The following is a 12,867-nucleotide window of genomic DNA, read 5'->3' as shown; positions in this document are numbered from 1 at the left end:
CGCGGAAATCCGTGCCTAAAAGATCGTGATAAAGGAGTTTTGACACACCTCCTCCTTCGTTTATTTTATGATTATACCGGAAGAGTACCGCCGATCAGGATAACAACCAACAAAGCCAAGATTGCATACAATTCGGGGAATACGGCCATCACCATAGTAGCACCGAACACATTGTGGCCGGCTCCTACGCCTGCGATACCATTCGCGCAAACTTCCGCCTGGCGGATGGAAGAGAACAAACCGGCAAAACCTAATACCAGGCCTGCACCGAAAATAGCGGTCGCATTCAGCATCGTAATGCTATCGACCAGGAACTTCTGCATCATGAAATAGCCCACGAATCCATACAATCCCTGAGAAGAAGGCAATGCGCTCAATGCGATATAAGTACCTAATGCATCGGGATTCTTCTTCATTGCCCCGACAACGGCGTTACCCGCAATCGTCACCCCATAACTACTACCGATGAAAGTCAGACCTGTCATCAACGCAATACCCAGATAAGCTAATAAAATTGGTTCCATAATGATAATTGTTTTAATTTATTTTTTTGTTATTGTTTAATTTACTTTTTAATAATGGACAAACATACTTGTTTGCCTATGCTTTCTTAAAAGGTTGGTATTCCTTGCCTCCCCCTTCAAATTCGGCATTTTTATAATATTCGACAAAGATAAGACGTAGCGGATGGACAAGCGAACTGATCGTACAAAGCCCGATGTTGATCGCATGCCCGACGAGCAGGATCAGCAACATGCACACCGCACGCATCACGATATTCATGCCTTCCGTCATATCTACCGCCAACTGGTTGAATACGCCCCCTAAAATCGCACCTGTCAAACCGATTGCAAACAAACGGATATACGACAACGTGTCGCCCAGCAACCCGGAAGCCATGTTATAGGTATTCCAAAGCCCCGTACCGAAATTCAGGAAGACATTCTTTCCCGGCGAGTTATAGAGGTAAGCGACAACCAAGCCGACAACCGCAATGCCGATAAAGACCGTCTTGACGGTTTCGGGCAATTGCAAGTCCAGCATCGGAAGCCCGAATGCCAGCGCCAAAGCCGTAATGACAAAAACCCAGGCAAAAGGAGCGATACTATATTTGACACCCTTCTGTGCTTTCATCTTAAAAGCGGCAACCGTCTTGCCGAAGATAATCTGGACCAGACCGATCACGATCGAGAAGGTCATCAAATTGTCGCTACTCACAAAGTAGTCTTTCACTTTCGAGAATGCCGGGACATCGGCCAATGCGATACCGAAGAAAGAACCCGTACACGTACCGACGATTATCGCCGCCAAGCCCAAATACTGGAACAAGGTCAGGTAAGGCTTGAAGTCCGGATTGACTTTCCGCTTGAGGAACGTGCAAACCAATAACACCAACAAGCCGTATCCCCCGTCTCCGAAACATAGCCCGAAGAAAAGCATGAAGAAGGGGGCAAAAAGAGGCGTCGGGTCGAACTCGGCGTAGTTCGGCAAGGAGAACATCTTGGTGATCGGTTCGTATAACCGGCTGAATTTGTTATTTTTCAGCTTGATCGGAACCCGGTCTCCATCCTGTATATCCAACTCCTGGAAATAGTAGCCGTCTTTTTCAAGGGCGGCCTCCATAGCCGGAGCTTCTTCCGCCGGGACGAAGCCTTCCAACAACATCAGTTTATCGCCGGCTTCGCGATCCGTCTGCACCAACGTATTGGAGAGGTTGAATTCGTTTTGGATATTCTTTTCCAACTCGACCAATGTATTGTATTGCCCAGCCGCATATTCCTTCAACCGATTGTCCAATGCCTTGATATTGTCCAGCAATTGTTCCATCGCGAGATGAAGTTTCGCCAAGCCCCGGTCCGGCATTTTCGGACGTTCGGCATCAATGTCGATCGGCGTCCCCGTCTTGGTGACCGTCACGAAATAGGTGACCGACTGGAAATTATTGACCAGAAAAGCATTGTACTCTTCTCCCCATTTGGGTTCGTATTTGGAAGTCGGGCAACTAAAGAACGTCACGTCGAAGCCCGCCTTTTTCAACCGTCTGATATTTGCATAGCTGAACTCTCCCCAGATATCCATATAAGCGATATCTTTTTCCAGCGAAGCTTTTGCCGCCTGCAACTGGACCTGCTTTTCTTGCATTTCTTCCAGCTTGCCTACCAGCTTCAACCCTTCGGCCTTCGCCAGCTCACGTGCCGGAGCGAGGGTCACCTCTTTCGTCTGGGAGTTCAGGCTCTTGCAATAGCGGATTGCCGTGCCCACCTGTTTCCGTTCGGCCAGCAAAGCCTGTAGTTCCGCATTATCCAGGATCGAGTTCGTTTCCTTCACATGCACAACACCCAATTCGCGGAGAGTCGTGAGGAATGCGTCATATTCTCTATGATATACCATAAAGGCATATTTGCTCATCTTTACTATCATACTTCAGCCTCCTCTTTTTCTTCTTTCGCTTTACGCTTTTCCTGATTAGCCCGCATGATCTTCTGTGATGACTTGGAGAGACTTTCCTCGTCTTCCATGAATCGTTTCACCTTGCGGATCGCATCTTTATAACCCGGGATCTGCACCTTCTCAAAAAGGTTCACTTTCTGAGTGGTTTTCTTCCGCGCATGCTCTAACAACTCCAGCTTCATACCCGAAAACTCGGCTTCGATACCAGTACGCGCCAACTTCTTCAAGAGCTCGATACCGTCGGTAAACCAGGCAGGGGCATTGAACAGGCTGTAACGGCCGATCTCGAATTCGATCTCGTCCAACACAGGGACAACCACGCCGGCTATCTTTTTGGTGGAAAGAGAAACATCCCGCACCGCAATCAGTCCGGGATTGAACTCGTTCCACAAAGCCACCATGTTTTCATAACTCTGTATTTCCTGTTCAAGCTGAAGTTCCAATCTCGTCACTTCGTCTTTGGTCCGCTTCACTTCGATACGCAGGGCGCTTTCCTTGCTCTTGATCGTCGGCAGGGAACGCTCACGCATCTTCAGTTGCTTTTCCAATTGCTGAAGAGAGGTTTTATTATATTGAAACTTTATCATACGAAATTTATAATTAATAATTAAAGAATTAAAGGGATTTTATTGAGGTATTGATAATGCAAACCAGCATTTTCTTTAATTCTTTAATTCTTTCATTTTTTAATTTGCCCCGTCACTCTTCCAGTATTTGTCGACCAACGCCTGTTTGATATTCACTTCGGCAGGTTCGAAATACTCGCCGAACAAGCCCCATGCCACATCGAGCATTTCGGTCGTGTCGAGGTTGACGTCGATAGCCAATAGCTTTTCGGAATAATCCTTCGCGAAAGCCAACGTACGGTTGTCGTAGTCCGTCAGGTCGAAACCGTTCTCCATCTTTGTCTTCGCATTGGCGGCATCGGCATACAGACGGACGGCGGCGTTCATCACCTGCGGATGGTCTTCGCGTGTCTTCTTTCCGGTCACCAATTGTTTCAGACGTGAGAGGCTTCGGAACGGGTCGACGATTACCTTGCCGACATCGCTATCCTTACGGAGATACAACTGCCCTTCGGTGATGTAACCCGTATTGTCAGGCACGGCATGCGTGATGTCGCCACCGGACAGAGTCGTCACGGCAATAATCGTGATCGAACCGCCGGCAGGGAACTGGACAGCTTTCTCGTAAATCTTAGCCAAATCGGAATACAGGGAGCCCGGCATGGAGTCCTTCGACGGGATCTGGTCCATACGGTTGGACACGATTGCCAAAGCATCCGCATAGTTGGTCATGTCGGTGAGCAGCACCAGCACTTTTTCGTTCTTCTGCACGGCAAAATATTCAGCCGCGCACAAGGCCATATCGGGGATCAGGATACGCTCCACGGACGGGTCTTCCGTCGTATTGATAAAGCTGACGATGCGATCCAGCGCACCGGCATTGCTAAACGTATTCTTAAAGAACAGGTAGTCGTCGTTCGTCATACCCATGCCGCCCAGGATAATCTTATCGGATTGGGCACGCAAGGCTACCATCGCCATTACCTGGTTGAACGGTTGGTCGGGGTCGGCGAAGAACGGGATCTTCTGTCCGGTTACCAGCGTATTGTTCAGGTCGATACCGGCAATACCCGTAGCGATCAACTCGGAGGGTTGCTGGCGGCGTACCGGGTTCACGGACGGGCCGCCGATTTCGACATCCTTGCCCTCGGGAACGGGACCGCCATCGATCGGGTCGCCATACGCATTGAAGAAACGGCCGGCCAATTGGTCGCCGACCTTCAACGAAGGAGCCTTTCCCATGAATACGACTTCGGCATTCGTACGGATGCCTTCCGTTCCGGAGAAGACCTGCAAGGTCACTTCGTCGCCGATGATCTTTACCACCTGAGCCAGCTTGCCGTCGACAGAGGCCAACTCGTCATACCCTACTCCCGTTGCTTTCAGCGAACAGGTAGCTTTTGTAATCTGGGTAATCTTTGTATATATCTTTTGAAATGCTTTTGTTGCCATACGCTCTATTATTTATCTTCGCGCTCTGCAAGCAGTGCGTCAAGTTGGTCGTTAAACTTCTTGAACTGTTCGCTCTCATATTCGGAATAGTTCATTTGCTTGAAGATGTTGATCATCTTCTTAAAGTATTCCATTACTTCGAGGAAGGTGGCGAACTTGAACTCGGTATGGCAAATTTTCACCACCTTGTCCAGCATGAACTCCTGGCGCGCGAGCGGGGTTACCGCATCGATCGCATCGAACGCATCCTGTTGCAGGATCACGAAGTCGATCAGTTCCGATTTCCAGAAAATCACGTGATATTCCACCGGTACGCCGTCGTCACCGAGGATGTTGATCTGTTCGGAAATTTCCTTACCGCGCAACATGCGGGTCTTGATCTCGTTCACCTTGTCGATCCAGGCCGGAGAGATATGCCCCGCAATATATTCCTGGAATTCGGGATATTCCAGATATTTGGAATAACTATCGATCGGGTTCACGGCCGGATAACGTTTACGGTCGGCACGTTCCTGCTCCAAGGCGTAGAAACAACGGGCGACCTTCTTCGTATTTTCCGTCACGGGCTCTTTCAGGTTACCGCCGGCAGGCGATACCGTACCGATGAAGGTCACGGAACCCGTTTCACCATTATTCAAATGTACATATCCGGCACGTGCATAGAAGTTAGCCACGATTGCGGACAAGTCCATCGGGAAAGCATCCGGTCCGGGAAGTTCCTCCAGGCGGTTGGACATCTCACGCAAGGCCTGTGCCCAACGGGAAGTCGAGTCGGCCATCAAAAGCACCTTCAACCCCATGCTACGGTAATACTCGGCGATTGTCATGGCCGTGTACACGGATGCCTCACGGGCAGCCACGGGCATGTTTGACGTATTGGCGATAATGATGGTACGCTCCATCAACTTGCGGCCCGTATGCGGGTCGACCAGTTCCGGGAACTCGGTAAAGATTTCCACCACCTCGTTCGCACGTTCACCACAGGCGGCAATGATCACGATATCGGCCTCCGCCTGTTTGGAGATGGCGTGCTGGAGCACGGTCTTTCCGGTTCCGAACGGCCCGGGGATAAATCCCGTACCGCCTTCCACGATCGGGTTCACCGTATCGATCGTACGGACACCCGTTTCGAGCAGCTTGTAAGGACGCGGTTTCTCTTTGTAACAGGTGATGGCACGTTTTACCGGCCAGCGTTGCATCATCGTCACCTCCACATCTTTACCGGCTTCGTCCGTCAGGACGGCTATCACTTCGCTTATGGTATATTGTCCTGCTTCTTTCAGGCTCTTCACCGTATATTCGCCCTTGAAGGTAAAAGGGACCATGATCTTATGGGGCTGGAAGTTTTCGTCCACTTCGCCCAGCCAGTCACCGGCCGCCACCTTGTCGCCCACCCGGGCAAGAGGCTTGAAATCCCACAACTTATCATTGTCCAACGGGAACGTATATTCTCCACGTCTGAGGAAAACGCCTTCCATCTTGTCGAGGTCGTTCTGCAAACCATCGTAGTTGCGTGACAACATACCCGGTCCCAACGTAACCTCCAACATGTGTCCTTCAAACTCGGCTTCGTCGCCCACCCGCATACCGCGGGTGCTCTCAAATACCTGTACAAAAGCATTCTTGCCTATTACCTTAATAACTTCCGCCATCAGCTTCACGCCTCCTACGGAAATGTAACAGATCTCATTTTGGGAAACCGGTCCATCCACCTCTACGGTAACAAGGTTGGAGACGATTCCTTTTACAATTCCTTTCGTAGCCATAACGTTTAATTAATTAAGAATTAAGAATTAAAAATTAAAAAATCAAGATTGTGCGTCGAACTCAATCCTTGAAAATTCCTTACTCCTTTATCCTTAACTCTTTTATTTTTTAATTTTTAATTCTTCATTTTTAATTTTCCAAATTCTTCCAGGGCATGCTCGCTCCCTTTCTTCATCGCTCCGACGATCTTACGGAAAGTCTTTTCGCCGGTCGCCTTATCGAGCGTTACCCAGCGCTCGATCATTTCCAACTTGAGCAGATAAGCGAATACGCTCTCTATGTCGAAAGGCTTGAAGAATGTATGCTCTTCGAGCCATTCCCACTTCAAGAGGTCCACCTTCTTCTCGCGTGCCATCAAATCCGTTTCTTCAGCAATACGCCCGAGGTCGGGCAAATAATCCACCGTGTCTCCCAACCCGAAATCACGGGCGTTGGATGTGCGGAGCGCCTGGGCGACTTCATTATCCCCGACGATATACCCGGATTTGTCGAGGCCATGTTTACGGCAAGTGATAGCCGTCAGCATATTGTTGATATTCAAGTTCAACTCGAACCAATCGCTGACGAACTTATTCGGATTTTTCATGGCATACGCATAATAGAGGGCTGCCAGGCGGTCTTCCCACGGGATTTCCGTTTTGCCTTCTTTTCTTTGCGCTTCGAGGTAGGCTTCGAAAAACTCCTTGAAATAAGGGGGCATCCGGTCATTCTTGGGTGGCTTTTCTTCTTCCTTCAACGCTTTGTAGAGGGCGTTGAACTCGTCATACGTTATGTATCCCCGCGGGTCCGGATCGCGATCCGGTTGTTCGGCATGGGCGATCAGGTTCTTATTGTCGAATTTGAGGAAGAACAGATCGATCAGCTTCTTATCGGCTTTCGTCAATATGCCGTCCAGTTCCTGTCTGAATCCACAGATGGAATAGGCCAGTTTGCTATCGTCGAGCGCGATATTGGGGAGTCCTGCGATTAAGCAATAATACTTACCCATATCAGAACAGCATTTCTACCAACCCGGGACGAAGGAATTCTTTGAAGAAAGCGACAAACTCGTCTTCTCCGAAACTTACTTTATACGAACCGTCGGCCGGAACGATCGTGAAAGAGGCATCGTGTCCGCTTACTTTTTCGATCTTCACGCCACCATCCAGGAGGCTTTTGGCATTGGCTTCAAAATATTTGGTAAGGGCATCGGCATCGGCCGTCCGGATCGTAATCGCTTCCTTCACCACCCACTCCTTTGCCATTTCTAAAATCACTTTCTGCATAAATGCAGTATCAGAAACGATCGCTTTCACATTGGAGGAGGTGATTTTCCCGGTAATGAGGTTTACCACTTCGCTCTTCAGCGCTTCGACAGATTGGGCGGCAAACAATTTCAACTCGGCTTCCGTATTCTTTTTCAACTCGGCGGCCTGCTTTTCTGCCTGGGCCACAATACGCTTCGCCTCCGCTTCTGCTTCAGCCAAAACGGCCTGTTTCCGAGCATTTGCATCGGCAATGATCCGCCCTGCTTCTTCGTTGCCTTTCTCTACTCCTTCTTTGTAGATCTTGTCGGTCAGTTCCTGAATCTTTGTATCCATTTCTATATATTTTTTTAAGTTGTCCCATGTAAGTATTAAACGCCTACAAAGTTATTCTTTTCTTTGAATAAACAACAATGCTCCGCCGTTTTCTTTTCATATCGCAAATATACGCCATCCTGTCTCCGAACTCCAAAAAAAGGGGGGGCTTAAGGCGCAAAAATTTGTTAATATTAGTGTTAACATATCGGTGGGCATAAATCCCGGCCGGTAAAAGCGTTACAATGTGACAATATGACAATATGACAATATGACAATAACAAAAACCGTCACATACGTCCAAAAAGACCTAATAAAGAATTTTATTATATATATAATAACTATCTTATAGGTCTTCTTTCAACCCAAATAGCTAATTGTCATATCGTCATATTGTCACATGTCACACCGGACATGCCGGAAGGGGATCCCAGGGGGGAGGAGAGGCGAAACACGGCTCTGCATCCCGCAAAACTATGCTTTACGCCGGGAGAAACAGTGTTTTCCGCTTTTATGCCCTATTTTAACAAATTTTCACGCCCTAATCCCCTCCCCTTTTTGGAAAACGGCGGCATGCGCCTTATCTTTGCCTCAAAAGAAAAATTCATAAAATCATGTTCTCCATCATAAAAGCAACCCCCGCAGACTGCCCCCTGATCCGTGGCTTGGCTTCCCGAATCTGGGAGCCGACCTATGGTTCCATCCTTTCCAGCAAACAACTGGATTACATGTTCGAAATGATGTACAGCCCCGAGAGCCTCCAAAGGCAGATGGACGAGCTTCACCACCAGTTCTTCATCGCCTATGCCGACGGCGTCCCTTCGGGCTACCTGTCCATCGAAACCGTAGAAAAGGATTTGTATGAATTCCAGAAAATCTATTCTTTGCCTTCCTTGCACGGGAAGGGGATCGGGCGTTTCATCATCGAACAGGGGGTCGCTTACCTGAAAACGGTCCATCCGGGCCCTTTCACGATCGAGCTGAACGTAAACCGCCACAACCCCGCCGTAGGTTTCTACAAGCACATGGGGTTCCACGAACATGCAACCCGTGATTTCCATATCGGGAACGGCTACTACATGAACGATTATGTCATGAGGATGGAGGTACGGGGATGAACAAGCGCCTGAAACCGATCATGTTTGTCGGGACTTGTTCCGATGCAGGCAAAAGCGTCATCAACGCGGCTTTCTGCCGTATATTCAAACAAGACGGATATCATCCGGCGCCGTTCAAGGCGCAAAACATGTCGCTCAACTCCTACTCCACTCCCGAAGGCGGAGAAATGGGACGTGCGCAGGTGGTACAGGCCGAAGCCTGCGGGATCGCTCCGCACACGGATATGAACCCGGTGTTGCTGAAACCGACGAACGACAAAAGCTCCCAGGTCGTCTTGAACGGCCGGCCGGTCGGGAACATGTCGGCACGGGACTATTTCGGCATGCAGAACAGGAAAGAGGAGTTGTTCAAAGAAGCGGTCGAAGCCTTCCGCCGCCTGGAAAGCCGCTATAGCCCGATCGTGCTGGAAGGGGCGGGCAGCATTTCCGAACTGAACCTGCGTGAGCGCGACATCACCAACATGCGGATGGCCGGGCAGGCCGGAGCGGCGACCTTCTTGGTTGCCGACATAGACCGGGGCGGCGTTTTCGGGTCTGTCTACGGGACAATCGCCCTTCTGAAGCCGGAAGAAAGAGCTTTGATGAAAGGAATCATTATCAACAAATTCAGGGGAGACGCCTCTCTTTTTGACGACGGCAGGAAGATCCTCGAGGACTTGACCGGTGTGCCGGTAGTAGGTGTGGTCCCCTGGTTCCGCGACATCAAGATCGAAGAAGAGGACTCGGTCGCCCTCGATATGAAACACAACACTTACCGGGACGGAAAGATCAATGTGGCGATCATCTTGCTGAAACGGATGTCTAATTTCACCGACTTCGACGTGCTGGATATGGACCCCCGTTTCAATGCCTATTATACGAACAACATCGACGAGATAGAAAAAGCGGATATCATCCTGATCCCCGGTTCCAAGAACACGCTTTCAGACCTTCAAAGCCTGCGGGCGGGCGGCATCGCCGAAGCGATTATCCGCGCCCACAAAAACGGAAAAAAGGTCATCGGCATCTGCGGAGGGTATCAGATGATGGGGGCACGGCTCGAAGATCCGGACGCTATCGAGGGTAACCTGCCCGCCGTCCCCGGACTGGGCCTGTTGCCGCAATGCACGATCATCGAACCGGAGAAAGTAACCCGCCAAAGCACCTTCGCCTTTCTGCCCGCACAACGCGTTGTCGAGACGCACGGCCGTGCGTCTCGACATTGCCACGGCTACGAGATACACATGGGGCGGACGACCCTGCTTGGCGACGCTCCCGAAAGCCCGGTAGCCATCCTCGACGACGGGCGGACGGACGGTTATTACCTGGATAACACGTGCTGGGGCAGCTATATGCACGGAATACTGGACAACCCGGAAGTCCTGGACAACCTGGCCGCCGGGTTTGATAAAGAAACGGAAAGCGCCTCCTTCGACTATGCCGCATTCAAAGAAGAACAATACGACAAGTTGGCGGCTTTGGTCAGGGAACATGTCGACCTGGATTATATCTACCGGCAACTACTTTAACCGGTCCACCCTGGCGACGTCGTCCAGCTTGACACAGACGGTAGCCCCCAATTGTTCGAGGTAAAGGACCAGGTGGTTCTTTTTGATCTTCTTCACTTTACCGGAAACATGCTTCATGGCCCCGCAAAGGATTTCGACCTCTTCGCCGGGGCATAAAGCATGTTCGGACGCCCGGTCGAGAAATTCCCGGATGGCGTCGATCTCTTTCTGGCGGACAACGGCCGGTTTTCCATTATAATAGACGATACGGGCCACGCCATACACCCGGACCAGGTCTCTTAACTCCGGGTCGGTACACCGCACAAACAGATAAGAGTTGAATAATGGCAACTCCACGATCTTGACACGGTCAGACCAAACCCTGGGTGCACGATGAAGCGGAAGCCAGCACTCGATTCCAAGCGCATCGATCCGGTCCCTCACCTGTTTTTCCGCCCTGGGAGCGGTATACAGCACATACCAGCTTGTCTTATCGGCGTTTATCTTAAGTTCTTTTTTCTCCATAACGTACACAAATATACGACTATTTTCCATACATGGAATGGCCGGTATTCAATAAACCTTTGCCCATCCCCGAACGGGCCGGATTAATATTTTTATTTTCCCTGAATATCAATAATTATCTTTACATTTGCAAAACGAAATTTTGCACCTCATATTATTTTACTTATGGATAAATATGCACACTATTCAAGGGAAGACCTGATATCTGAAATTGAACGGCTGAAAATGGTACAGGCCGAGAATGATTCCATCTCCAGCCCGAACAAAATGATGGTCAATATGATTGTTTTACGCAAAACGATATCGGATGTCCTTTCCCTTTTACTCAGCACCAATGATGAAGCCGTCATAGACAAAGCATTGTTGCATATCCTGCATTTCTTCGATGTAGACCGTGTGTATATCGGAATCTTCGACGAGCAAAGTTCTATTGTCGATTTTACCCACGAAGTGACCTCCGAAGGCATTATTTCGATGCGTGAAGATCTGTTAAGGCAGTTATCGAAAGACGATATCCCCTGGTGGATAGAGCAGATCAAGGCCGGGAAAGACATTATCATCTATGACACGGCTAAAATGCCTCCGGTTGCGGCGGCCGAACAACATCTGCTGGAACTTCAAGACGTCCTCTCGCTTCTGGTCCTTCCGGTTTCGAGCGAAGGAAAGGTGTACGGTTTTATCGGCCTGGACTCTGTCAAGAAATATTCGAACTGGAACGCCCTCGATATCGAAAACCTGCGGGTATTGGCCGATATCGTATCCATAGCGATCGAGCGGGAACATGCCCAGCATATCATGGAGCATTCGGCAAACCTGATGCTTAAAAGCGAAGCCAAATTCCGTATTATCTTCGAAAAGCTTTCCTTAGGAGTCGAGCTATATGACATCGACGGAAACCTGCTCGACCTGAACGACGCCGATCTGGAAATATTCGGTACGACACGCGAAAGTGCGGTCGGCGTCAATATGTTCCAAAATCCGAATATACCGGAATGGGTCAATCATAAACTGAGAAACGGAGAAGATGTCACTTTCACATTAGACTATGATTTCCATTCCGTCAAAGACACCCAATACTATGCATCCGCTATCAAAGATGGCGAAAAGCACCTGCAGGTTAAGGGCATTACATTAAAAGATTTGCAAAACAAGCTATTCGGTTATCTGTATATTGTTTTAGACGATACGGAGAATTACCGGAAGGCGAAAGAAAAACAGGAAAGGGACAACGAACTGATCCGTATAAAGGAAGCAGACAAACTGAAGTCCGCTTTCCTGGCAAACATGAGCCACGAAATCCGTACGCCTTTAAACGCAATCGTCGGTTTCTCCGATATAGTGGCCGAAACTCCGGACGAAGACGAAAAAAGGGAATACCTGGAAATCATCCACAAAAATAATGAATTATTGCTCCATCTGATAGACGATATCCTGGACTTCTCGAAAATAGAAGCCGGCACGCTCGATTATCACATTACCGAAACGGATATCAAAGAGATTTGCGGAGAAGTATTCTTGGCAAACTCGCTCAAGATGAAACCGGATGTAAAGTTGTTATTCGATAAAGAGCAACCTTCCATCCGGTTGAAAACAGATCCTCAACGCGTCATGCAGGTCGTATCAAACTTCGTAAATAACGCAATCAAATTCACGGAGAAAGGGAGCATCAGGATCTCCTACAAACGGGAAGGAAATAACTTGCGTGTGAGCGTGCAGGACACAGGGATCGGCATTTCCGAAAATGACCGTAAACGTATATTCGAACGCTTCATCAAGATAAACGAGTTTAAGCAGGGAACCGGTTTGGGACTGACGATCAGCAGGACCATCATCGAGAGCTTGAACGGGACAATCGGGGTCGACTCTGTAAAAGGTTCCGGTTCTACATTCTGGTTCACACTACCGCTCGAATAAAAAAGAAGGTGTGCCAAAGTATGACACA

The 12,867-nt window shown here is 49.2% G+C and carries 11 protein-coding genes; 3 read left to right on the top strand and 8 right to left on the bottom strand.

Going from position 1 to position 12,867, the window contains the following annotated elements:
- Positions 1-71: 71 nt before the first annotated feature.
- The 7 genes from H8S65_RS16415 to H8S65_RS16385 all read right to left on the bottom strand — a co-directional run bounded on the left by H8S65_RS16415 (position 72) and on the right by H8S65_RS16385 (position 7,816).
- Positions 72-524 (bottom strand): ATP synthase subunit C-like protein, encoded by a 453-nt coding sequence (locus H8S65_RS16415; protein ID WP_005638767.1) that lies wholly within the window; start codon positions 522-524, stop codon positions 72-74.
- 76 nt (positions 525-600) lie between these two features.
- Positions 601-2,421: a V-type ATP synthase subunit I gene (locus H8S65_RS16410; protein ID WP_186930943.1), complete on the bottom strand. Its 1,821-nt coding sequence runs from the start codon at positions 2,419-2,421 to the stop codon at positions 601-603.
- Positions 2,418-3,038, bottom strand: a complete 621-nt coding sequence (locus H8S65_RS16405; RefSeq protein WP_186930942.1) for a V-type ATP synthase subunit D — start codon at positions 3,036-3,038, stop codon at positions 2,418-2,420. The genes H8S65_RS16410 and H8S65_RS16405 overlap by 4 nt, the downstream gene beginning before the upstream one ends.
- Before the next feature lie 99 nt (positions 3,039-3,137).
- Positions 3,138-4,469 carry a V-type ATP synthase subunit B gene (locus tag H8S65_RS16400; protein WP_186930941.1) on the bottom strand — a complete coding sequence of 444 codons (1,332 nt, stop codon included), beginning with the start codon at positions 4,467-4,469 and terminating at the stop codon, positions 3,138-3,140.
- Positions 4,470-4,477: 8 nt separating this feature from the next.
- A complete protein-coding gene (locus H8S65_RS16395) occupies positions 4,478-6,235 on the bottom strand; it encodes a V-type ATP synthase subunit A (RefSeq protein ID WP_186930940.1) in 1,758 nt (585 codons plus the stop codon).
- Between the two features lie 116 nt (positions 6,236-6,351).
- Positions 6,352-7,224: a DUF2764 domain-containing protein gene (locus H8S65_RS16390; RefSeq protein ID WP_186930939.1), complete on the bottom strand. Its 873-nt coding sequence runs from the start codon at positions 7,222-7,224 to the stop codon at positions 6,352-6,354.
- 1 nt (position 7,225) lies between these two features.
- Positions 7,226-7,816, bottom strand: coding sequence for a hypothetical protein (locus tag H8S65_RS16385; RefSeq protein WP_186930938.1), 591 nt, complete (start codon positions 7,814-7,816; stop codon positions 7,226-7,228).
- Positions 7,817-8,409: 593 nt separating this feature from the next.
- On the opposite strand from H8S65_RS16385, the gene H8S65_RS16380 reads away from it, so the two are divergent.
- Both H8S65_RS16380 and H8S65_RS16375 read left to right on the top strand, forming a co-directional pair.
- Positions 8,410-8,913 carry a GNAT family N-acetyltransferase gene (locus H8S65_RS16380; protein WP_186930937.1) on the top strand — a complete coding sequence of 168 codons (504 nt, stop codon included), beginning with the start codon at positions 8,410-8,412 and terminating at the stop codon, positions 8,911-8,913.
- Entirely contained in the window at positions 8,910-10,421 is a 1,512-nt protein-coding gene (locus H8S65_RS16375; protein WP_186930936.1) for a cobyric acid synthase, read from the top strand. The genes H8S65_RS16380 and H8S65_RS16375 overlap by 4 nt, the downstream gene beginning before the upstream one ends.
- Here the strand turns inward: H8S65_RS16375 and H8S65_RS16370 are convergent.
- Entirely contained in the window at positions 10,413-10,955 is a 543-nt protein-coding gene (locus H8S65_RS16370) for a UpxY family transcription antiterminator (protein WP_186930935.1), read from the bottom strand. The two genes, H8S65_RS16375 and H8S65_RS16370, sit on opposite strands and share 9 nt — an antisense overlap.
- 135 nt (positions 10,956-11,090) lie before the next feature.
- On the opposite strand from H8S65_RS16370, the gene H8S65_RS16365 reads away from it, so the two are divergent.
- The gene (locus H8S65_RS16365; protein WP_186930934.1) at positions 11,091-12,839 is read left to right on the top strand and encodes a GAF domain-containing sensor histidine kinase; all 1,749 of its coding nucleotides are present in this window, start codon (positions 11,091-11,093) and stop codon (positions 12,837-12,839) included.
- The last annotated feature ends 28 nt before the right edge of the window (positions 12,840-12,867 follow it).

The sequence above is a fragment of the Parabacteroides hominis genome, assembly GCF_014287585.1.
Classification (GTDB): Bacteria; Bacteroidota; Bacteroidia; order Bacteroidales; family Tannerellaceae; genus Parabacteroides; species Parabacteroides hominis.
The sequence above is the reverse complement of the archived record's forward strand: the minus strand, read 5'-3'. Positions and strand labels throughout refer to the sequence as shown.

What these genes read in the sequence shown, in the direction of transcription:
- H8S65_RS16415 (WP_005638767.1), bottom strand. Translation starts at nt 524, where the DNA reads ATGGAACCAATTTTATTAGCTTATCTGGGTATTGCGTTGATGACAGGT.
- H8S65_RS16410 (WP_186930943.1), bottom strand. Translation starts at nt 2,421, where the DNA reads ATGATAGTAAAGATGAGCAAATATGCCTTTATGGTATATCATAGAGAA.
- H8S65_RS16405 (WP_186930942.1), bottom strand. Translation starts at nt 3,038, where the DNA reads ATGATAAAGTTTCAATATAATAAAACCTCTCTTCAGCAATTGGAAAAG.
- H8S65_RS16400 (WP_186930941.1), bottom strand. Translation starts at nt 4,469, where the DNA reads ATGGCAACAAAAGCATTTCAAAAGATATATACAAAGATTACCCAGATT.
- H8S65_RS16395 (WP_186930940.1), bottom strand. Translation starts at nt 6,235, where the DNA reads ATGGCTACGAAAGGAATTGTAAAAGGAATCGTCTCCAACCTTGTTACC.
- H8S65_RS16390 (WP_186930939.1), bottom strand. Translation starts at nt 7,224, where the DNA reads ATGGGTAAGTATTATTGCTTAATCGCAGGACTCCCCAATATCGCGCTC.
- H8S65_RS16385 (WP_186930938.1), bottom strand. Translation starts at nt 7,816, where the DNA reads ATGGATACAAAGATTCAGGAACTGACCGACAAGATCTACAAAGAAGGA.
- H8S65_RS16380 (WP_186930937.1), top strand. Translation starts at nt 8,410, where the DNA reads ATGTTCTCCATCATAAAAGCAACCCCCGCAGACTGCCCCCTGATCCGT.
- H8S65_RS16375 (WP_186930936.1), top strand. Translation starts at nt 8,910, where the DNA reads ATGAACAAGCGCCTGAAACCGATCATGTTTGTCGGGACTTGTTCCGAT.
- H8S65_RS16370 (WP_186930935.1), bottom strand. Translation starts at nt 10,955, where the DNA reads ATGGAAAATAGTCGTATATTTGTGTACGTTATGGAGAAAAAAGAACTT.
- H8S65_RS16365 (WP_186930934.1), top strand. Translation starts at nt 11,091, where the DNA reads ATGGATAAATATGCACACTATTCAAGGGAAGACCTGATATCTGAAATT.